Here is a 19,490-nt window from a genome sequence, read left to right as displayed (position 1 = left end):
CCCGGCACCGGTGCGGCGCCCCGCCCGGCTCAGCGCGCCCGCAGCACGCGCACGCGCTTCGTGCCCGAGCGCACGCCGGACTTCGTGGCGCGGGCCGTGACGAGGCCCGCCTTCGACGGGCGGACGCGGACCGTCGCGCGGCCCTTCGCGTTCGTCGTGACCGTGCGGCCGAGGACCCGGACGCGGACCCGGCCCAAGGTCTTGCCGGCCGTCGTCGTGGTGCGGATCCTGAGCGTCGTCGTGCGGCCCGCGCGGACGCGGCCGGGGGTGACGCGGACGCGGGCCCGCGGCTTGGCGGCGGCCGCCGGGGCGGGCGTGGGCGTGGCGGCCTTCGCGAAGACGTAGCTCTTCAGCGCCGGCTCCTCCTTGACGACCGGGACGCCCGCGAGGTTGACGCCGACGACGCTGGCCAGGCCGGTCAGGGCGCCGAGGGCGGTGACGTTGCCCTCGAGGTTCGTCGCGTCGACGCCCGGCATCAGCGTCGCGGCGCACGTCAGCGGCGGGATGCGCGAGGGATCCGCCGGACCGTCGTGGGTCAGCGCGTCCATCGCCAGGGCGTAGGAGGTGTTCGAGGTGGTGCCGACGAGCAGGTGCTCGCTGACGTCACCGGGGCAGACGTCCTGGATCGCGACGTTCGTGATGCGCCCGTCGCCGGTGGTCAGCGACGACGACGCGGTCCGCGGGTCCTGGACGTCGCTCGGGGTGACGACCTCGTCGAACCGGGTGCGGATGTTGGTGTAGGAGATCCCGGCGAAGGTCTCCTGCCGGCTGTTGACCGCGGCGATGAACTTCGAGCGCGCGTCCTGCTGCAGGCTGGCGACGGGGCACCCGAGCGCCGCGCAGGTCGGCAGGGCGCTGAGCGCGGTGGACCCGTGGTTGCTGCCGGCGAAGCCGATCGCGTCGTCGACCATCGACCGGGTGTCGGGCCAGAAGCGCAGCGCCCAGCGGAAGACCATGCCGCCCTGGCTGTGGCCGATCAGCGAGATCCTCCGACCCGACCGGCGGTGGACCTCGCGGATCGCGTACGTCACGTACTCGCCGGCGGTCTGGATGTCGGCCAGCGAGCGCTCGGGCAGCTCGATCGTGCAGAACGGGATCCCCGCCTTGCGCAGCGCGGGCTTCCAGTTCCAGTCGTAGTTCTGCTCGGGCGTCACGCCGGTGGCCGGGACGAACAGGACGGGGTTCGGTGCCGCCGCCAGTGCGGCGTCCGTGCTCTCGCACTTCAGCGCGGCGGCCAGCGCGGCCGGCGACGGCGAGAGTCCGGGTCCCGGCTGGTCGACCGGGGCGTAGTCGGCGGCGAGGGCCGGGGCGGCGGGCGCAAGCGCCGCGCCGAGGACCGCGGCGCCGAGGACGAGGCGGCGGCGCACGCGGGCGACCGGGCGGGCTGGGCGGGCTGACGGGCGAGGCACGAACGCGAGCCTACCCGCGAGTAGGGGGTCGAGGGGGCGGGTCGCCCCCCCGCGCCCCTCAACCCTGCCGGGCGTCCAGCAGCCGCGCGAGGAAGCGGCGGGTCTCGTCCTGCTGCGGGGCACCGAGGACCGCCGACGCGGGGCCGCGCTCGACGATGCGGCCCTCGTGGAGGAAGCAGACCTCGTCGGCGACCTCGCGGGCGAACTGCATCTCGTGCGTGGTGATGACCATCGTCATGCCCTCGCGCTTGAGCTCGCGGACGACCTCCAGGACCTCGCCGACGAGCAGCGGGTCCAGGGCGGAGGTGATCTCGTCGAGCAGCAGGGCCCGGGGGCGGGTGGCGATCGCGCGGACGATGGCGACGCGCTGCTGCTGGCCGCCCGAGAGGCGGTCGGGGTACTCGTCCTCGCGGCCGGCCAGCCCGAAGCGGGCGAGCAGCTCGCGACCGCGGTCCCGGGCCTCGGCCTTCGTCACGCCGTGGACGCGGACGGGGGAGAGCGTCACGTTCTCCAGCACGGTCAGGTGCGGGAACAGGTTGAAGGCCTGGAAGACCATCCCCAGTCGCCGGCGCGTCGCGAGCGGACGCACGCCGGGCTCCGTGATGACCTCGCCGTCGACCAGCACGTCGCCGTCGTCGATCTCCTCGAGCAGGTCCGCGCAGCGCAGGAGCGTCGACTTGCCCGACCCCGACGCGCCGATGAGGACGACCGCGCGGTGCTCGTGCACGGCCAGGTCGACCCCGCGCAGGACGGGCGTGTCGCCGTAGGCCTTCGTGACGCCGCGCAGCTCGATGACGGGCACGGACGAGCCCCCGGCAGTCCGGGTCGGGGGTCCGTCGGGGGTGGTCGCGCTGCCCGGGCCGGCCGGGACGTCCTCGCCGGGCGTGCTCATCACGCCACCCCCGCCGCGCCGCGCCGCCGGCGGCTGCGCGCCTGGACCACGTCGACGCCGCGCGCCATCGGGATCGTCACGCACAGGTAGAGGACCGCCGCGGCCAGGAGCGGCGTGTAGTTGAACTGGTCCGCGGCGGCGATCTGCGCCTGGCGGAAGGCCTCGACGACGCCGACGATGCCCAGCAGCGCGACGTCCTTCTGCAGGGCGACGAAGTCGTTGAGCAGCGGCGGCACGACGCGGCGGATCGCCTGGGGCAGGACGACGTGGCGCAGGGTCTGCGCCTCGGACAGGCCGAGGGCCAGCGACGCGGAGCGCTGGGCGGGATGGACGCCGTCGATGCCGGAGCGGTAGACCTCGGCGACGTACGCGGAGTACGAGAAGCAGAGCGCGAGACCGCCGCAGATCATCGGGTTCGTCGGCAGGCCGGAGAGCTCGAGCGCCGGGATGCCGAAGCCGAAGAGGTAGACCAGCAGCACGGTCGGGACGCCGCGGAAGACGTCCGTGAACACCGTCGCCAGCAGGCGCAGCGGGAAGAGGATCGGGGCGCGCGTGATGCGCGAGAGGGCGATCAGCAGCCCGAGGATCAGGACCCCGATCTCGATCACGACGAAGAGCTTGACGTCGAGCCAGAAGCCGCCCAGGACGTCCGGGAAGTGCTCGCGGAACTGGTCGACGTCGAAGAACGTGTCGCGGACGTTGGGCCACCCCGGGCTCGTCAGCAGCAGCGCGAGCAGGCCGCCGATCACGACGACGGTCGCGACCGCCGCGATCAGGCGGTCGCGGAGGGAGCGCCGGCGCTTGGCGGCCCGGCGGACCTCCTGCCGGGAGAGGACGGGTCCGCCGTCCGCCGAGGTCGCGCCCGAGCCGTCACCGGGGAGGCCGTCGACCCCCGCGCCACCCGTCCCGGGGCCGCCGGCCCCGCCTGTCGTCGCCATCCGGCCCCCGCCCCGTCGGTCCGGCCGCTACTTCAGGACGGGCGCGTCGGCGCCCGCGCTGAGCCAGCGGTCGTTGATCTTCTGCAGCTCGCCGGACTGCTGCAGCGCGTCGACGGCGAAGGAGACGCACGAGGTCAGCGACGAGCCCTTGGCGAGCACGGCGCCCCAGCGGTCGCCGCCCGGGGCGTCGAAGTGGCCGAGGATCGAGGAGCCCTCGACCTGCGCACCGGTCAGGTAGAAGGCGGTCGGCAGGTCGACGACGACCGCGTCGACCTGGCCCTGCTTCAGCGCGGTGACGACGTCGTTGGACGTGTCGTAGACCTTCGGCTGCGTCGACGGGGCGATCGACGAGGTGACCGCCTGCAGGCTCGTGGTGCCGATCTGCACGCCGAGCTTCGCGTCCTTCAGCGAGGCCAGCGTGGCCGACGTCAGCTTCGAGCCCTTCGGCACGACGACCGCCTGCGGCGCCTCGAAGTACGCGGAGGAGAAGTCGACGGCCTTCTTGCGGGCGTCGCTGATCGAGACCTGGTTGAGGTCGATGTCGAAGGTCTTCTTCCCGGGCGCGTACGCCGAGTTGAACGGGACGGTCTTCCAGGAGACCTCGTCCTTCGAGAACCCGAGCTCGTCGGCGATCGCGTAGCCCACGGCGCTCTCGAAGCCCTTGCCGTTGGTCGGGTCGTCGTCCTCGAAGTACGGCGGGTAGGCCGGCTTGTCGGTGCCGATGGTCAGCTTGCCGCCCGCGACGAGGTCGAGGTTCGCCTTCTGGCAGGTCGCCGCCGAGGCCGCGGTGGTCGTCGCGGTGGACGAGGAGGAGGCGTCGTCCTTCGGCTCGCCGCAGGCCGCGAGGGCCAGGACGGGCAGGAGGGCGGCGACGGTGAGGAGGCGTGAGAGCAGCATGGGAGGCTCGGTCGTGGGACGGACGGAGGACGCGGCGGCGGGCTGCCGCGCGCCGGGAACCGATGTCCGGTCCGGTTTCGGCCCTTCAGGGTAGCGCGGGCGATTCCCGGTGTCGGGCGTCGCGCGGGTGGCGGTGGACGGGCGGTGGAGGAGGTCGTCCGTCGGGCCCGCTGGCGCCCCGCCGGGTCAGCCGGGCGCCAGGGCCGTGCGCGCGGCGACGGTGATCGCCTCGGCCAGACGGTCCAGCGACGGGGTGCGCAGCCGCCACTGCTGCCAGAAGAGCGGGACCTCCACGGTCTCCCCGGGCGCGAGCTCGACGAGGGGGAGGGCCGGGTCGTCGCCCAGCTGCAGCTCCATGACCATGCCCCACCCGAGGCCCAGGCGGACGGCCCGGGCGTAGTCGGCGGAGGACGGGACCATGTGCGACGGCGGATCGGCGTCGGCCCCTGCGCGGCCGCGCAGCCAGTCGTGCTGGAGGCCGTCGACGCGGTCGAAGACGACGACGGGCGCGCGGGTCAGGGCCTGGGCGGTCGGGCCGTCGGGGAACCACCGCGCCGCGAACGCGGGGGAGGCCATCGGCCGGTAGCGCATGGTGCCCAGGGGCGTGACGACGCAGCCGGCGACGGGCCGCGCCTCGGCCGTGATCGCCGCGACCGCGGCGCCTCCGCGCAGCAGCTCGCTCGTCCACGACTCGTCCTCGCGCAGCAGGTGGAAGCAGGTTCCGTCGGCCAGCGGGGCGAGCGCGGGCAGCACCCAGGTGGCCAGCGCGTCGGCGCTGACCGCGACGGTCAGGGTGGTCGGCCCGTCGGCCTCGCCGAGCTCGGCGGCGGTCTCGGCGGAGAGCAGCGCGGTCTGCCGCGCCAGCCGCAGGAGCACCTCGCCGGAGGACGTCGCCCGCACCGGCTTGGTCCGGACGAGCAGGACCCGGCCCGTCGCGGTCTCGAGCGCCCGCACCCGCTGGCTGATCGCCGACGGCGTCACGTGCAGCGCTCGCGCGGCCGCCTCGAACGTGCCCTCGGTGACGGCGGCCGTCAGGGCCTCCAGCTGATGGGGCTCGTACATCGACAGCCACGCTAATGGTTCCACAGGATCATTCGTTGGACTGCATGCGCGCGGGGGCCCAGACTCCGCCGCGTGCTCGACCTCCCCACCGTGCTCGCCGGCTTCGGCTTCGGGCTCTCCCTGATCGTCGCGATCGGCGCGCAGAACGCGTTCGTCCTGCGGCAGGGGCTGCGCGGCGAGCACGTGCTGCTCGTCGTCCTCACGTGCGCGCTCTCGGACGCCGTCCTGATCGTCGCGGGGGTCGCCGGGGCCGGCGCGGTGCTCGAGGAGGCGCCGGGCCTGGAGTCGGTCGTGCGCGTCGCCGGGGCGGCGTTCCTGCTCGGGTACGCGGTGCTCGCCGCGAGGCGGGCCTGGCGCCCGTCCGCGCTGACCGCCGACGCGGGCGGCCCCGGGGCCGGCCGGGCGGCGACGTTCGGGGCGGTGATGGCGCTGACCTGGCTGAACCCGCACGTGTACCTCGACACGATCGTGCTGCTCGGGTCCGTGGCCGACGCGCACGGCGACGGACGGTGGGCCTTCGGCGCCGGGGCGATCCTCGGCAGCGCGACGTGGTTCACCGTGCTCGGCCGGGGCGCCGCCCTCCTGCGCCCGGTCTTCGCCCGACCCGGTGCGTGGCGTCTCCTCGACGCGGCCGTCGCGGTGATCATGGTGGCGATCGCGGCCATGCTGCTGACGGGGGCGTGAGCGGCGCCGGGCGACCGGGCCGAGACCGGTGGGGCGCGGGCGCCGTCGTCACGCGACCCGGGACCGCCCCCGGCACCAGGCTCACGCTTGGTGGACGGAGCGCACATGAAGGCCGTGGCTTGAGGTCCCGCAGGCGACGGGGCTCTGGTCGTGCCCGGGCCGCCGACGTAGCGTGCTCGCGAACACCAGGCCCCGCCCCGAATCGGAAGACCCGCATGTCCGTGACTCCGCAAGCACCACCCGCGACCGGCACCGGCCTGCGCCGCGAGCTGAAGGTGGCCGACGCGGCCGCCTTCTCGGTCGGGCTCGTCGGTCCCGTCGGCGCCATGGCGCTCCTCGGCACCGGCGCCGTCGGCATCCTCGGCAAGGGGGCGTTCCTCGCGTTCGTCTTCGCCCTGATCGGGATCTCGCTCGTCGCCTACGGCTTCGTCCGGCTGTCGCGCCACGTCTCCCACACCGGGTCGGTCTACGCCCTGGTCGGCGTGACCCTCGGCCCGCGCGCGGGCTTCCTCGCCGGCTGGGCGCTGGTCGGGGCGTACACGGCGATCGGCGCCGGGTCGGTCATCGAGATCGGCCTGTTCGGCGGCGAGTTCCTCGACGGGGTCGGCCTGATCTCGAACCTCGACTGGGTCGTCCTGCCGCTGATCGGCCTGGCCGTCGTCGGGCTCGTGTCGCTCACCGAGATCGGCCGGGTGACGAAGGCCCTGCTCGGCGTCGAGCTGCTCGGCGCGCTCCTCGTGCTCGTGCTCTGCGTCGTCATCGTCGTCCGCCTGGCGACCGGCGACGCGCCGGGGAACCAGGACCTCAACCTCGACTTCGTGTCGCTGCCCAGCGGCTCGGACTTCAGCACCATCGCCTCGGCGGCCGTCTTCGGCTTCCTGGCCTTCGCCGGCTTCGAGGGCGCCGCGGCGCTCGGCGAGGAGACGGAGAACCCGCGGCGCGAGATCCCCCGCGCGATCAAGATCGCCATCGCGGTCGTCGGCGTCTTCTACCTCGTGACGATGGCCGTGCAGACGCTCGGGTTCGGCACGGACGCGGCCGGCGTCGCCGCCTTCACCAACACCGAGTCCGCGTACGGCGAGCTGTCCAAGGACTACGTCGGCTCCGTCTTCGCGGACCTGCTGAACCTCGCCGCGACGCTCAGCCTCTTCGCCATCCTGCTGGGCACCGCCAACGGCGCGGCGCGCATCACCTACGCGCTGGCCCGGGACGCCGGGATCACCGGCGGCGTCGGCCGGCTCTCGAAGCACGGCGCCCCGACCGGCGCGCTCGGCGTGGTCCTCGCCGTCGTCCTGGTTATCGTCGTCGCGCAGCGCATCGCGGGCTCCGCGGTCCTCGACGCGACGTTCTACGCGCTGACGGTCGGCACGATCGCCCTGCTCGTCGCCTACGTGATGGCGACCCTCGGCGCCATCCGGTTCCTGTTCCTCGACGGCGGCCCGTCGAAGGTCACGGCCGCCGCCACGCCGAAGTGGCAGGTCGTCGTCCCGATCGCGGCCGTCCTCTTCGTCGGCTACACCATCTACAAGAACGTGATCGGCGTGGACTCCCCCTACGACCGCTTCCCCTGGATCGTCCTGGCGTTCCTGGTGGTCGGTGCCGCCATCGTGGCGTTCGTCCCCGGGCTGGCGGGCCGCGTGCGCAGCGGTCTCGCCGCCTCGGGTGCCGAGGCCGACGAGCGGGCCGCGGCCGCGCCCGTCGCCGCCGCCCCGCCCCGCGAGCCGGTGGCGCGATGAGGCGGGTGGACGCGCAGGGTCGGCCGGCCGGGACGACGACGTCGTCCGCCTGCGGCCGCCTGGGGGCCGGGACACGGATGTCGCCGGTCGGCGGCCGCCGGGCCCCGCACGGGAGGTCCGCGGGCCGATGACCCGCATCGCCTGCCAGCAGCTCGCGCCGCGGATCGCGGACCTGGACCACAACCGCGCTCAGGCGCGTACCGCGATCCGCGAGGCCGTCGACGCGGGCGCCCAGGTCGTCGTCCTGCCCGAGCTCGTGACGTCGGGGTACGTGTTCGCGTCGAAGGAAGAGGCCGCCGGGGTTGCCGTCACGCCCGAGCACGAGCTGTTCGGGGAGTGGTCGGCGGAGGCCGAGCGCGGCGGCGCGGTCGTCGTCGGCGGCTTCTGCGAGGCCGGCCCCGACGGGACGCTCTTCAACAGCGCGGCCCTCGTGGACCGGGCCGGCGTCGTCGCCGTCTACCGCAAGACGCACCTGTGGGACCGCGAGAAGCTCGTCTTCTCGCCGGGTGCGCAGGCGCCGGTCGTGGTCGACACCGCGGTCGGCCGGATCGGCGTGGTCGTCTGTTACGACATGGAGTTCCCGGAGATGACGCGCGGCCTGGCGCTCGCCGGCTGCGAGCTGCTCGCGGTCCCGACGAACTGGCCGCTGGTCCCGCGGCCCGACGGGGAGCGTGCGCCCGAGGTCGTCGTGGGGATGGGCACCGCGCGGGTCAACCGGATGGCGATCGCCTGCTGCGACCGCGCCGGGGTCGAGCGCGGCCAGGAGTGGAACTCGGGGACGTCGATCATCGACGCCGACGGATGGGTCGTCGCCGAGCGCGCGGACGCCGGCCTCCTGCTGGCCGACGTCGACCTGGAGCCCACGCGGTCCAAGCGCCTGACCGAGCACGCGGACCTCCACGGCGACCGCCGACCGGAGCTCTACGGGTCGATCGTCGCGCCGCGGACGGCGCGGGCGGCGGACGGGGACTGAGCCGGCCGGAGCCTCAGTGCTCCTGGAGGTGGCGGCGGACGTCGGCGGCCCAGTCGTCGACGAGGTCCAGCAGCCGCTGCGTGCCCGACGAGACGACGCCCGACGCGCGCGTCACGAGGGCGAAGGTGTCGTACAGCGGGTCCGCGAAGCCGACGGCGTGCAGGGTCGGCGGGAACGCGCGGTCGAGGGTGACCGAGCGGGCGGCCATCGTGTGCGCCAGGCCCGCGGCGGTGAGCTGCAGGGCGGTCTCGACGTGCTCGACGTCGAAGCGCGGGTCGAGGGTCAGACCCGCCCGCTGGGCGCGCGAGGCGACCTGCCGGCGCGTGGGGTCCTCGATCCCGAAGCCCGCGTCGTAGAGCGCCAGCGGCCCGGAGACGAACGCCTCGATGCTCACCGGATCGGCGGTGCGGGCCGGGTCGGCGCTGACGAAGAGGACCTCGTCCCGGAAGAGCGGGCGCACCAGCAGACCGCGGTCCTCGACGGGCAGCCCGACCAGTCCGGCCTCGAGCTCCCCGGCGCGGACGGCGGCCGCCACGGCGGCGGAGTTGTGCCCCGGTAGCCGCAGTCTCGCCTGCGGGTTGTGCTCCAGGAACGACGCGGCCAGCTCCGCGACGAGGTAGTACGGCGCGTTGCGGAAGGTGCCCATCGCGACGCGCTCCGGCCGGCGGAAGCTGCCGCGGCCGACCGACGCCGCCGCCTCGTCGGCGGTGTCCACGACCGCGCGGGCGTGCCCGAGGAAGGTGCGTCCCGCGCTCGTGAGGGCGAGGCCGCGGCCCTGGCGCACGAAGAGCTCGACGCCGAGCTCGGACTCGAGCTTGCGCACGGGATCGGAGACCGCCGGCTGGCTGCAGAACAGCGCGCGGGCGGCGGCGTTGAACGATCCGTGCTCGGCGGTCGCGATGAAGTAGGTCAGCTGCTGCAACGTCAAGGTTGTGCCTTCGGGTCGCCCAGGCAGTCCAGGTCTGGACGGTACATCGGGGCGGCTCTACCGTCGATCCCATGGCCACACCAGTGCTCTCCGGCGGCCCCCGCTACCTCAAGCGCCCGACCGCTGCGACGCCCGCCTCGGGCCCGGATTCCGCCGTCCGCGACCGCGTCTCCGAGATGCTGCTGCGGATCGAGCGGGACGGGATGGACGCGATCCGGGAGTACTCCCGCGACCTCGACGGCTGGGACCCCGAAAGCTTCGACGTGACGGACGCCGACGTCGCGGCGGCCACCGCCTCGCTGAGCGACGACCTGCGCGCGTCGATCGCCCTGGCCCAGGAGCAGGTCCGATCCTTCGCACAGCTCCAGCGCGACTCGCTCACCGACTTCGAGACCGAGACGTTCCCGGGCGTCCACCTGGGCCAGAAGCAGGTGCCGGTCGCCGCGTCGGGCGCCTACGTCCCCAGCGGCCGGGTGCCGATGCTGGCGTCGGCGTTCATGACCGTCCTCGTGCCGAAGGTCGCCGGCGTCGGGACCGTCGTGGCGTGCTCGCCGCCGCGCGCCGGGGCCGGCATCCACGCGCCGGTCCTGCACTCGATCGCCACGTCCGGCGCCGACCGCATCGTCGCCCTCGGCGGCGTGCAGGCCCTCGCCGCGATGGCCTTCGGGATCGACGGCATCGGGCCGGTCGACGTCCTCGCCGGGCCCGGCAACGCGTTCGTCGCCGAGGCCAAGCGCCAGCTCTTCGGCCGCGTCGGCATCGACCTGCTCGCCGGGCCGTCGGAGGTCGCGATCATCGCCGACGACAGCGCGGATCCCGAGCTCGTCGCCGCCGACCTGCTCGCGCAGGCGGAGCACGGTCCGAACTCGCCGGCGCTCCTGATCACGACCTCGGAGACGCTGGGCCAGGCGGTCCTCGCCGAGATCGATCGGCAGCTCGACGTGCTCGCGCTCGTGTCGCCCGCCGGGATGCCCGGCGACGAGGTGCCCCGCCGGGCGTGGGAGGACGTCGGCGCGGTCGTCGTCGCCGCGGACCGCGAGGAGGCCGCGCGGCTCTCCGACGAGTGGGCCGCCGAGCACCTCGAGGTCCAGACGGCCGAGGACGACTGGTACTTCGACCGGCTGAAGAACTACGGCTCGCTGTTCGTCGGCGCGCGGGCGACCGTCGCGTTCTCCGACAAGTTCATCGGCACGAACCACACGCTGCCGACGGGACGCGCCGCGCGCTACACCGGCGGCCTCTCCGTCGCCAAGTTCGTCAAGACGTTGACCTACCAGCGGATCGACTCCGACGAGGGCGTCCGCGCCGTCGCCCCGCACGTCGCCGAGATCTCGCGCGCCGACCTGATGCCGGCGCACGAGGCGACGGCGACCAAGCGGCTCGAGCGGCTGGGGTAGGACGGCGGTCGCGGGTCGGGGGTCCGACCGCGACGCTGCCCGCGACACCGCGGCCGGTCGGCCGCGTCCCCGCCCCGGGACTCAGCTCGCGGCGGCTCCGCCGTCGGCCTCGGCCTCCGCCAGCGCCTGCGCGGCCGCCTCGACGGCCGCGTCGTCGCGCGCGACGACGATCTCGATCAGGCGCTCGGCGAGCGGACCGGCGGAGGCCGGGTTCTGGCCCGTGTGGAGGTTCTTGTCCTCGACGAGGAACGACGCCCACGGCTCGCCGTACTCGAACGACGTGCCGCCGTCGCGCAGGCGGTCCTCGAGCAGCCAGGTCGCGATCTCGCCGAGGCCGGCCTGGTGCTCCTCCTCGTTCGTGAAGCCGGTGAGCGTGCGGCCGGCGAACGGCCACGAGCCGTCGGCGCGCTTGGCGGCCAGCAGCGCGGCCGGCCCGTGACAGACGGCGGCGACGAGCTTCATGTCGTCGTCGAGCATGGCGGTCAGCAGCCGGCCGGTCGGGGCGTGGACGGCCAGGTCCTCCATCGGGCCGTGGCCTCCGGGGACGAAGACGACGTCGAAGGGCCGCGGGTCGACGTCCTCGATCGGGACGGCCGCCGACAGCTCGTCCTGGATGCCCTCGAGGTAGGCGCGCTGGTCGGCCGCGGCGGCGTCGCCGCCGGCCGAGCCGGGCTCGAGGCTGCCCTCGTCCAGCGGGGGCGTCACGCCGCCGGGGGTCGCGATCGTGACGTCCCAGCCGGCGGCGCGGAAGACGCGGTGCGGCGCGACGAGCTCGTCGGCCCAGAAGCCGGTGGGGTGCTTCGAGCCGTCGACGAGGGTCCACTCGTCGGCGCCGGTGAGCAGGATCAGGACCTGGTGCGTGGGGGTCTGCGGGGTGCTCATGCGGGTCCTTCCGGGGCCGGGATCGGCGGGTCTCCGACGGTAGCAACGGCGGACGGGCGCGTCGGAGGCGCCGCCCTCAGGCGACCCGCCGGCGGACCTCCTCGGCGAGGCCCTTCCCCGCACCCCAGTCGACGAGCTGCCACGACGAGACGAGCACGTGGACGACGGAGCCCGCGCCCGCGCCCGGGCGGGCCCCGACGGTGATGCGGTCGCCCCACGTCTTGAGGTTGATCGGCCGCTTGGCCACGACGCTGCCCTCGGAGCGCTCGAGGACGCGCCAGCCGCGCTCCCCGGCCAGCGCCGCGAACGCCTCCAGCGCGGCCTCCGGCGTGCGGTGGGACTCGAACTCGACGGTCGTCTTCGCCATGGTGCTCCGCCGTACCCCGGGGCCGGGCGCCGCGAACCGCCCGGCCCACGCCGCGGCATCGCCTACCGTTCTGCCGGAGCCGCCGTGACCGACGATCGCCCATCCTTCGAAGACCAGGTCCGTCGGATGGCGGGCGTGCTGTCCGTGGTCCCCGGGGCGCCGCGCCCGGGCTGCGTGACAATCCGCGTCGTGGCGGGTCACGGGAAGCGCGTGCGCGGCGTCGCCGTCGCCGCCGCGCCGGCGGGGGTCGAGGTCCACGTGCTGGAGGACGACCTGGTCACCACCGCGCCGGCGTTGCCGCTGCCGGACCTCGAGGGCGTGCGTCCTCCCGCCCGCGTCGACGCCCCGGGGACCGCGGGCGATGGCCACGCCGGCGCACCGACGTCGCTGCGGTGCGGCTTCGTCTTCTGCCGGCACCGTCCCACGCCCGACGACCTCGGCGTCGCCGTCGGGGACCGCTGCCGTCGGAAGATCCGGGTGCCGGAGGGGTGGCTCGCGTGTCCGGGCCGGTACGAGGTGGAGCCGTCGTCGCGTCGACGGCGCTTCGGACGCATCCGGCCGCGGCCCGGTCGCGATCGCCCGCGGGGCTGACCGGACCCCCGCAGCCCGCCGCGAACGCCGACGCGCCAACTCGCCGAAGGGGCGTGCGAACGGCGTCGACGGAGCGTCCCCGAGGCAGACCGGGCGTCGGCCCGGTCCGTCCCCCACACCCCAGGAGCTCGCATGATCCCCCGTCGTCCCCGCCCGCCCGCCGCGCCTCGCGGCGGTACCGGCGCTCGCCGCCCTCGCCCTCGTCGCCGTCCTCGCCGGAGCGCCGGCGCAGGCCTCCCGCTCCACGAGCTGCGCGGCCCACGTGCGCGCGGCGGCCGCGCGCACCGACGCGGGCGGCACGTTCGTCCGCGTCGGGCGGTCGAGCACCGTCGAGGTGTTCGCCGCGACGAAGTCCGGGACCGGCGCGTACCACTACGCGTGCCGCCGCCGGGACGGCGTGCTCCACCGGTTCGCCCGGGACAGCACCGGCGCGACCTCCGGCCCCGACCGCCTCACGGTGTCCTTCCGGGTCCGGGGCTCCGACGTCGCCTACCGGACCACCGAGATCGGCGACGCGGCCTCGACCGACGAGTTCGTCGTGATCGACGGGCGGACCGGGGAGGTGCTCCGGGACACCGGCAGGCTGGGCTCGCGCGAGCACCGGGCCCCGCGCGAGGACCAGCTCCAGCTCCTCTCCCATGCCCGCATCGCCTGGGCGACGAGGGCGCTCGGCGTCCACGTCCTCGACCATGACGGCGACCACCTGCTCGCGCCGGCGTCGGCCGGTGAGGCGTACAAGCTGCGGGCCACCGCGACGAGGCTGTCGTGGACCGCCGGCGGCGAGCGCCGGCACGCGCGCCTGCCCTAGGAACTCCACCTGGGGCGGGCGGCGCGCCGGCCGCCGCGGTCGCCGGTCGACGCTCGCGGTCGGCCATCCGGCGCGTCCGTCGCCCCGCCCACCCGCGGGTCCGTCGCCCCGCCCGCCCGCCCGCCCGCCCGCGGGTCCGTCGTCCCGCCCGTCCGCGGGTCGACTGCGGGCTGCTCGGTGTCGAGCAGCGCCCGGTCTTCCGCGTTCAGGGCGACGGGACCGCCGGAGGGGCCGCTCAGCCGCCGTGCGACAGGACGTTGACCACGTTGCCGGCGGCGTCGCGGAGGAAGAACCGGCGCACTCCCCACGGCTCGTCGGTGAGCGGGTGGACGATCTCGAGCCCCGCCGCGACCGCCTGCTCGTGGGCGGCGTCCACGTCGTCGACCTGCAGCGAGGCGGTCGGTGTCACGGGCGCGGTCTCGTCCGTCGTCATCAGGCTGATCTGCGCCGAGCCGCCGGGCGTCCCGAGCGTGACGATCCACCCGTGGTCCATCAGCACCTCGACCCCGAGCACCGACCGGTAGGTCTCCACGGCCGCGCGGAGGTCCGCGACCGTCAGGATCGGCACGGCACGGGAGAGGGGCATGGGCGCACCGTAGCGGCGACCCGGGACCGCGGGTCAGCCCCGATGCGACCCGAACGCCGCGGTCCGCCCGGCATCGGTCAGAAGCGCCCCGAGCTCCCCCGTGGTGGCGGTCCCGAAGACGACCCGGTCGGGACGCACCAGGGCGACGTCGGCCGGGGCGAGCCATCGGCGGAGGTCGCCGGTGCCGGGGAGCGTCGGCCACGGGACCGCGGAGGCTCCGTGCCCGACGAGCGCTCCGGCGTCCGCGGCACCGAGCACGACCCACCCCCGCGGCAGGAGGTCGTCGAGGGGCGGCTGCCGCTCGACGTGCGGCACGTCGACCCGCGAGGGCGCCTCGCCCTGCGTCGGCACCCGGCGCTGCGGCAGCGCCTCGCCCGCCCGGTGGCGATGCGCCCGCGAGCGCGCGAGGAGGCCGCCGCCCAGGGTCGACGGGGGGCGCCAGCCGCCGCCGGCGATCCACCGGCGGACCGGTCGCGTCCCGGCCACGCGTCTGAGCACCGCGTCGCGGACCCGGGCGGCCCGGGTGCGACGCAGCTCGACGATCAGGCCCAGTGCGACGGCCAGGGCCGTGGTGCGGACGACGTGCGGCAGCCGCTCGCGCGCGTAGGTGTCGAGCAGGGACTCGTCGGCGGTGCCCGACCAGGCGGCCGCGACCTTCCAGGCCACGTTGCCGGCGTCGCGCAGGCCGGCGCAGAGGCCCTGGCCGGCGAACGGCGGCGACAGGTGCGCGGCGTCGCCCAGCAGCAGCACCCGGCCGACCCGCCACCGGGCGGCGACCCGTGCGTGGAACGCGTAGACCGCCGCCCGTCGCACCTCGGGGACCGCGCCGGGGGACCGCCGGGCGAGCAGCGCGCGGACCGCCACGGGGTCCTCGGGATCGCCGCGGTCCGCGGTCGGGGGCAGCAGGAACTCCCAGCGGTGCGCACCGCCGGGGAGCGGCCCGTGCACCCAGGGCCCGTGCGGGTCGGCCCCGAACTCGAAGTCGGCGGGCGCGAACGGGCCGCGCCGGTCGGGAGGCGGAGCCGGCGCGCCGGTGGACGTGGCGGAGGGGGTCGACGGGGTCGGGTCCGACGTGGCGGTCCCGGTCGAGCCGGCGGCTCCCGTCGACGTGGCGGGCGCCGTCGACCGGTCGGTCGCGCCCACCACCGCGTCCGTGTCCACGACGAGCCAGCGCGACGGCGACGAGGTCCCGCGCAGCGGGATCCCCAGCGCGGTCCGGATCGCGCTGCGGCCGCCGTCGCACGCGAGGACCCACGGCGCCCGCAGCTCCGACGCGGTCCCGTCGGGCCCGGCGATCCGCAGGACGGCGTCGTGCCCCGCCCCGCCCGACGTGTGCCCCGCCCCACCCGGCGCGTCCACCCCGAGGACCGTCGTGCCGAGGCGCAGGTCCACCAGCGGCTCGGCCTCGAGGCGCTCGCGGAGGACCCGCTCGAGCTGGGGCTGACGGAAGAACGCGAGGCCGGGATGGCCCGTCGTCGTCGGGGGCGGTCCGAGCTCGACGAGGGACCTGCCGCCACGGCCGCGGATCCGCACGGTCCCGCCGGGAAGGACGTCGAGGCCCTCGCCGTCGCGGATCCCCGCGGCCTGGAGCACGCGCAGCGCGTCGTCGTCGAGGGCCACCGCGCGCGGGTGGGGGTACACCTCGACGTCGCGCTCGATCGCCACGACCGGCACCCCGGCCCGGGCGACCAGCAGCGCGACGGTGGCGCCGACGGGGCCGAGGCCGACGACCACGACGGGGAGCCGGGACCCGGCCGCGACATCGTCGTCCGGCACGACGGGGAGCCGGGACCCGGCCGCGGGGTCGTCCCCCGGCACGACGGGCGGACCGCTCATCGACCCCTCGGTACGCTCGGCGGGTGCCCCGCCAGTCGCCGTCCGTCCCCCGCCGCGCGCGCAACGACCTGCGGCAGTACGACGACCTCGCGCACACGTGGTGGGACCCGTTCGGGCCGTTCTGCTCGCTGCACTGGTTGGCCCGGTCGCGCGCGAGGCTCGTCCCCGCCGCACCGCCGGAGGGTGGCAGGTTGCTCGACGTCGGATGCGGCGGCGGCCTGCTCGCGCCGCACGTCCACGGCTACGAGCACGTCGGCGTCGACCTCTCCGACGCCGGTCTGGCGGTCGCCGCGGACCACGGGATCGAGGCGGTCAAGGCCGACGCGGCGGACCTGCCCTTCGACGACGCGTCGTTCGACGTGGTGGTCGCCGGTGAGATCCTCGAGCACGTCACCGACCTGGACGGGACGGTCGCCGAGGCGCTGCGCGTCCTGCGGCCGGGCGGCACGTTCGTCTGCGACACGATCAACGACACGCTGTTGGCGCGGATCGTGCTGGTCACCCTCGGCGAGCGCGTCCACGGGGGACCGCCTCCGGCCTGCCACGACCCGGCCCTGTTCGTCGATCCGCGTCGGCTGCAGCGCCTCTGCGCCGCGGGCGGGGTCGACCTCGACGTGCACGGCATCCGGCCGCAGCCGCTGCGCTTCGCGGCGTTCGCGCTCGGGCGCCGGACGACGGTGGAGATGGTCCGCACCCGGTCGCTGGCCACCGTGTACCAGGGCGTCGGGGTCAAGGCGAACGCTGCGTCCTGACCGGCACGGCCACCGACGCAGGAACGTGTCGCCTGACGGCACGAAGCCGCATCGCCCCGCGACGGACCGCCACCGATGCAGGAACGTGCCGCCTGACGGCACGAAGCCGCATCGCCCCGCGGGGGACGGCGACCGATGCAGGAAGGTGTCGTCTGACGGCACGAAGCCGCATCGCCCCGCGGCGGACGGCGACCGATGCAGGAACGTGACGCCTGACGGCACGAAGCCACATCGCCCCGCGGCGGACCGCCACCGATGCAGCAACGTGACGCCTGACGGCACGAAGCCACATCGCCCCGCGGCGAACGGCGACCGATGCAGCAAGGTGCCGTCTGACGGCACGAAGCCACATCGCCCCGCGGCGGACCGCCACCGACGCAGCAAGGTGCCGCCCGACGGCACGGACGTGCGTCGCCCGCCCGGCCGCACCGCGCGCCGCCCGCCCGCCCTCAGCCGCGGACCCGCAGCAGCGCGGCGTAGAGCGTCAGGCCCGGACCGAAGGCCATGAGGATCACCGGGTCGCCGGCGCGCAGCTCGCGGCCCTGGCGGATCCGGTCCAGCACGAGGAGCGCGGTGGCCGACGAGCAGTTGCCGTGGTCGCGCAGAACCCCGCGGGACTCGCGGACGTCGTCCTCCTGCAGGCCGAGCCGGTCGCGGACGACGTCGATGATCTTCGGGCCGCCGGGGTGGACGGCCCAGCCGCGCACGTCGGCGGCGGTCAGGCCGCGCGGGGCCAGGAGCTCCTCGACGACGCCCTCGACGTGCTGCTCGAGGACGACGGGCACCTTGGACGAGAGCGCCATCCGGAAGCCCTGGTCGGTGACGTCCCAGCGCATCTTCTCGCGGTGGTCCGTGTCCGTCCGGGCGACGACGTCGACGACCTCGAGGCCCGCGGCGGCGTCCGGCGCGACGGCGACGGCGGTCGCGGCGTCGGAGAACAGCGCGTGCGCGACGACCTGCTCCAGGTCGCGCGTCGGCGGCTGGACGTGCAGCGACGTCAGCTCGAGGCAGAGCATGATCGAGACCCGGCCGCGCGCTGCGACGCCGTCGGCGACGGTCGCCAGCCCGGGAACCGCGGCGTAGCAGCCCATGTGGCCGATGTGCAGGCGCTGCGCGTCGAGGCCCAGGCCCAGCTCGCGGGCCAGCAGGACGTCGAGGCCGGGGGTCGCGTAGCCGGTGCACGACACGACCGTCAGCTGGCCGACGTCGGCGGGGGCGATGCCGGCGTCCTCCAGGCACGCCTCGATCGCGGCGCGGCCCAGCGGCATCGCCTCCTCGAGGAAGCGCTTCATGCGCTGCTCCGTGCCCCAGTTCGCGACGTCCTCGATCCGCGGGTCGACCGCCGCGTGACGGGTGTCGACGCCGCTGTTCATGAAGATCTGCTCGGGCGCCGCGCGGTTGCCGTAGTGCTCACCGAAGAACGTGTCCCAGATCTCCCGCTGCCCGCGGTCGGGCGGCAGGGCGGTGCCGATGCCCACGACGACGGGGACCGCCAGGGTGCGCGGGGCGGCGGCGGCGAGGACGGCGGGCGCCGCGGAGCTGGTGGCGGCGGGGAAGTCCATCGTCCCCCCATGATGCCCCTACGAGGGCCCCCGTGAACGCACTTCGGGCGTGGGACCGCGCACGGAGGGTCTGCGGGGCCCCTCCGCCGCGGGCTACTCCACCGTCGGCGCGTCCGCCCCGAAGCCCGCCGCCAGCACCCGGGCCGCCGCCTGGGGCACGGTCGCGGTGGCGTTCGTGACGGACTCGCGGGCCTTGGTCAGCGCGTCCTTCACGCCCGGCCGGCCGTGGAAGGCGGCGAGGACGACCTCCTCGACCTGCTGGCGCAACCAGCCGAGCTGCTGGTCGGCGCGCCGGCGCTCGAGCTGGCCCGACGCCTCCATGTTGGAGCGGTGTTGCTCGACGGTGTCCCACATCTCGGCAAGGCCGACGCCCTGCTCGGCGCTGGCGGTGAGCACCGGGGTCTTCCAGCCCGGGGTGGCCTCGGGCAGCATCCGCAGCGCGTGGCGATAGTCGCCCGCGGCGCGCTTGGCGGCGCGGACCGCGTCGCCGTCGGCCTTGTTGACGACGATCAGGTCGGCGACCTCGACGATGCCGCGCTTGATGCCCTGCAGCTCGTCGCCGGCGCCCGGGACGAGGAGCAGCAGGACGCAGTCGACGAGGTCGGCGAGCTCCGCCTCGCTCTGGCCGACGCCGACGGACTCGACGATGATCACGTCGAACCCGGCGGCCTCGCAGAGCACCATCGCCTCGCGGGTGCGCCGCGCGACGCCGCCGAGCACGCCCGAGGTCGGCGACGGGCGGATGTACGCGTCGTCCAGGGCGGAGAGGCGCTGCATCCGCGTCTTGTCGCCGAGGATCGAGCCGCCCTGCCGCGTGGACGACGGGTCGATCGCGAGGACGGCGACCTTGTGGCCGCGCTCGACGAGCCACACGCCGAGCGCCTCGATCGTCGTCGACTTGCCCGCGCCCGGGACGCCCGTCAGCCCGATCCGCCGGGCCGCCCCGGTCTTGGGCAGCAGGCGCGCCATGACCTCCTGGGCGAGCTCGCGGTCGGTCGCCAGCCGACTCTCGGCCAGCGTGATCGCGCGCGAGAGGATCGCCCTGTTGCCGGCCTGCAGGCCGGCCTCGAGCTCGTCGACGGTGGGACGCGGGCGGGCCATGGGTCGCGGACGCTAACCGGCGGGGCCGACGCACGCGGGGCCGCGGCCCGCGGGGCGGACGGCGGGACCGTCGCTGCCCGCCCCGCGCC

At 75.5% G+C, this 19,490-nt stretch carries 19 protein-coding genes; 7 read left to right on the top strand and 12 right to left on the bottom strand.

Annotated features, from left to right (window positions below):
• Nucleotides 1–29: 29 nt before the first annotated feature.
• From Q7T67_RS08135 to Q7T67_RS08115, 5 genes are all read right to left on the bottom strand, one after another.
• Nucleotides 30–1,409 carry a triacylglycerol lipase gene (locus Q7T67_RS08135; protein WP_304787874.1) on the bottom strand — a complete coding sequence of 460 codons (1,380 nt, stop codon included), beginning with the start codon at nt 1,407–1,409 and terminating at the stop codon, nt 30–32.
• Between the two features lie 58 nt (nt 1,410–1,467).
• A complete protein-coding gene (locus Q7T67_RS08130) occupies nt 1,468–2,301 on the bottom strand; it encodes an amino acid ABC transporter ATP-binding protein (RefSeq protein ID WP_304787872.1) in 834 nt (277 codons plus the stop codon).
• The gene (locus tag Q7T67_RS08125; RefSeq protein ID WP_304787871.1) at nt 2,301–3,239 is read right to left on the bottom strand and encodes an amino acid ABC transporter permease; all 939 of its coding nucleotides are present in this window, start codon (nt 3,237–3,239) and stop codon (nt 2,301–2,303) included. Before Q7T67_RS08125 ends, Q7T67_RS08130 begins: the two co-directional genes overlap by 1 nt.
• A gap of 27 nt (nt 3,240–3,266) precedes the next feature.
• Nucleotides 3,267–4,136 carry an ABC transporter substrate-binding protein gene (locus tag Q7T67_RS08120; RefSeq protein WP_304787869.1) on the bottom strand — a complete coding sequence of 290 codons (870 nt, stop codon included), beginning with the start codon at nt 4,134–4,136 and terminating at the stop codon, nt 3,267–3,269.
• Between the two features lie 186 nt (nt 4,137–4,322).
• Nucleotides 4,323–5,198, bottom strand: a complete 876-nt coding sequence (locus Q7T67_RS08115) for a LysR family transcriptional regulator ArgP (RefSeq protein WP_304787867.1) — start codon at nt 5,196–5,198, stop codon at nt 4,323–4,325.
• Nucleotides 5,199–5,270: 72 nt separating this feature from the next.
• Between Q7T67_RS08115 and Q7T67_RS08110 the strand changes: the two genes are divergently transcribed.
• The 3 genes from Q7T67_RS08110 (at nt 5,271) to Q7T67_RS08100 (ending at nt 8,591) form a co-directional block, all read left to right on the top strand.
• The gene (locus Q7T67_RS08110) at nt 5,271–5,882 is read left to right on the top strand and encodes a LysE/ArgO family amino acid transporter (RefSeq protein ID WP_304787864.1); all 612 of its coding nucleotides are present in this window, start codon (nt 5,271–5,273) and stop codon (nt 5,880–5,882) included.
• Nucleotides 5,883–6,097: 215 nt separating this feature from the next.
• Entirely contained in the window at nt 6,098–7,618 is a 1,521-nt protein-coding gene (locus Q7T67_RS08105; RefSeq protein ID WP_304787862.1) for an APC family permease, read from the top strand.
• A 127-nt stretch (nt 7,619–7,745) separates the two neighbouring features.
• A complete protein-coding gene (locus Q7T67_RS08100) occupies nt 7,746–8,591 on the top strand; it encodes a nitrilase-related carbon-nitrogen hydrolase (RefSeq protein WP_304787859.1) in 846 nt (281 codons plus the stop codon).
• 13 nt (nt 8,592–8,604) lie between these two features.
• Here Q7T67_RS08100 and Q7T67_RS08095 read toward each other — a convergent pair whose 3' ends face one another.
• A complete protein-coding gene (locus Q7T67_RS08095; protein WP_304787857.1) occupies nt 8,605–9,519 on the bottom strand; it encodes a LysR family transcriptional regulator in 915 nt (304 codons plus the stop codon).
• Between the two features lie 71 nt (nt 9,520–9,590).
• Here Q7T67_RS08095 and hisD point away from each other — a divergent pair, with 71 nt between their 5' ends.
• Nucleotides 9,591–10,916: a histidinol dehydrogenase gene (gene hisD, locus Q7T67_RS08090; protein ID WP_304787855.1), complete on the top strand. Its 1,326-nt coding sequence runs from the start codon at nt 9,591–9,593 to the stop codon at nt 10,914–10,916.
• An 81-nt stretch (nt 10,917–10,997) separates the two neighbouring features.
• Here hisD and Q7T67_RS08085 read toward each other — a convergent pair whose 3' ends face one another.
• Together Q7T67_RS08085 and Q7T67_RS08080 are read right to left on the bottom strand one after the other, a co-directional pair.
• Nucleotides 10,998–11,798, bottom strand: a complete 801-nt coding sequence (locus Q7T67_RS08085; protein ID WP_304787853.1) for a type 1 glutamine amidotransferase domain-containing protein — start codon at nt 11,796–11,798, stop codon at nt 10,998–11,000.
• Between the two features lie 76 nt (nt 11,799–11,874).
• On the bottom strand, nt 11,875–12,165 hold the full coding sequence (locus Q7T67_RS08080) for a hypothetical protein (RefSeq protein ID WP_304787851.1): 291 nt from the start codon (nt 12,163–12,165) through the stop codon (nt 11,875–11,877).
• Nucleotides 12,166–12,354: 189 nt separating this feature from the next.
• Between Q7T67_RS08080 and Q7T67_RS08075 the strand changes: the two genes are divergently transcribed.
• Both Q7T67_RS08075 and Q7T67_RS08070 read left to right on the top strand, forming a co-directional pair.
• Nucleotides 12,355–12,756 carry a hypothetical protein gene (locus Q7T67_RS08075; RefSeq protein WP_304787848.1) on the top strand — a complete coding sequence of 134 codons (402 nt, stop codon included), beginning with the start codon at nt 12,355–12,357 and terminating at the stop codon, nt 12,754–12,756.
• Between the two features lie 262 nt (nt 12,757–13,018).
• Entirely contained in the window at nt 13,019–13,564 is a 546-nt protein-coding gene (locus tag Q7T67_RS08070) for a hypothetical protein (protein ID WP_304787847.1), read from the top strand.
• Between the two features lie 235 nt (nt 13,565–13,799).
• On the opposite strand, the gene Q7T67_RS08065 is transcribed toward Q7T67_RS08070, so the two are convergent.
• Nucleotides 13,800–14,150 carry a VOC family protein gene (locus Q7T67_RS08065; protein WP_304787845.1) on the bottom strand — a complete coding sequence of 117 codons (351 nt, stop codon included), beginning with the start codon at nt 14,148–14,150 and terminating at the stop codon, nt 13,800–13,802.
• Nucleotides 14,151–14,183: 33 nt separating this feature from the next.
• Complete coding sequence (locus tag Q7T67_RS08060; protein ID WP_304787842.1) at nt 14,184–15,986, bottom strand: FAD-dependent monooxygenase; 1,803 nt, start codon at nt 15,984–15,986, stop codon at nt 14,184–14,186.
• A gap of 23 nt (nt 15,987–16,009) precedes the next feature.
• On the opposite strand from Q7T67_RS08060, the gene Q7T67_RS08055 reads away from it, so the two are divergent.
• Nucleotides 16,010–16,738 carry a methyltransferase domain-containing protein gene (locus Q7T67_RS08055; RefSeq protein ID WP_304787840.1) on the top strand — a complete coding sequence of 243 codons (729 nt, stop codon included), beginning with the start codon at nt 16,010–16,012 and terminating at the stop codon, nt 16,736–16,738.
• A 449-nt stretch (nt 16,739–17,187) separates the two neighbouring features.
• Here the strand turns inward: Q7T67_RS08055 and Q7T67_RS08050 are convergent, their stop codons facing one another.
• A complete protein-coding gene (locus Q7T67_RS08050; RefSeq protein WP_304787838.1) occupies nt 17,188–18,300 on the bottom strand; it encodes a type III polyketide synthase in 1,113 nt (370 codons plus the stop codon).
• A 93-nt stretch (nt 18,301–18,393) separates the two neighbouring features.
• A complete protein-coding gene (gene meaB / locus Q7T67_RS08045) occupies nt 18,394–19,401 on the bottom strand; it encodes a methylmalonyl Co-A mutase-associated GTPase MeaB (protein ID WP_304787836.1) in 1,008 nt (335 codons plus the stop codon).
• Between the last annotated feature and the right edge of the window lie 89 nt (nt 19,402–19,490).

The sequence above is a fragment of the Patulibacter sp. genome, from assembly GCF_030655195.1.
Classification (GTDB): domain Bacteria; phylum Actinomycetota; class Thermoleophilia; order Solirubrobacterales; family Solirubrobacteraceae; genus Patulibacter.
Note: the sequence above shows the minus strand (reverse complement) of the source record. Positions and strands in the feature narration are given on the sequence as shown.

What these genes read in the sequence shown, in the direction of transcription:
- Q7T67_RS08130 (WP_304787872.1), bottom strand. Translation starts at nt 2,301, where the DNA reads ATGAGCACGCCCGGCGAGGACGTCCCGGCCGGCCCGGGCAGCGCGACC.
- Q7T67_RS08125 (WP_304787871.1), bottom strand. Translation starts at nt 3,239, where the DNA reads ATGGCGACGACAGGCGGGGCCGGCGGCCCCGGGACGGGTGGCGCGGGG.
- Q7T67_RS08120 (WP_304787869.1), bottom strand. Translation starts at nt 4,136, where the DNA reads ATGCTGCTCTCACGCCTCCTCACCGTCGCCGCCCTCCTGCCCGTCCTG.
- Q7T67_RS08115 (WP_304787867.1), bottom strand. Translation starts at nt 5,198, where the DNA reads ATGTACGAGCCCCATCAGCTGGAGGCCCTGACGGCCGCCGTCACCGAG.
- Q7T67_RS08105 (WP_304787862.1), top strand. Translation starts at nt 6,098, where the DNA reads ATGTCCGTGACTCCGCAAGCACCACCCGCGACCGGCACCGGCCTGCGC.
- Q7T67_RS08100 (WP_304787859.1), top strand. Translation starts at nt 7,746, where the DNA reads ATGACCCGCATCGCCTGCCAGCAGCTCGCGCCGCGGATCGCGGACCTG.
- hisD (WP_304787855.1), top strand. Translation starts at nt 9,591, where the DNA reads ATGGCCACACCAGTGCTCTCCGGCGGCCCCCGCTACCTCAAGCGCCCG.
- Q7T67_RS08085 (WP_304787853.1), bottom strand. Translation starts at nt 11,798, where the DNA reads ATGAGCACCCCGCAGACCCCCACGCACCAGGTCCTGATCCTGCTCACC.
- Q7T67_RS08080 (WP_304787851.1), bottom strand. Translation starts at nt 12,165, where the DNA reads ATGGCGAAGACGACCGTCGAGTTCGAGTCCCACCGCACGCCGGAGGCC.
- Q7T67_RS08065 (WP_304787845.1), bottom strand. Translation starts at nt 14,150, where the DNA reads ATGCCCCTCTCCCGTGCCGTGCCGATCCTGACGGTCGCGGACCTCCGC.
- Q7T67_RS08060 (WP_304787842.1), bottom strand. Translation starts at nt 15,986, where the DNA reads ATGAGCGGTCCGCCCGTCGTGCCGGGGGACGACCCCGCGGCCGGGTCC.
- Q7T67_RS08050 (WP_304787838.1), bottom strand. Translation starts at nt 18,300, where the DNA reads ATGGACTTCCCCGCCGCCACCAGCTCCGCGGCGCCCGCCGTCCTCGCC.
- meaB (WP_304787836.1), bottom strand. Translation starts at nt 19,401, where the DNA reads ATGGCCCGCCCGCGTCCCACCGTCGACGAGCTCGAGGCCGGCCTGCAG.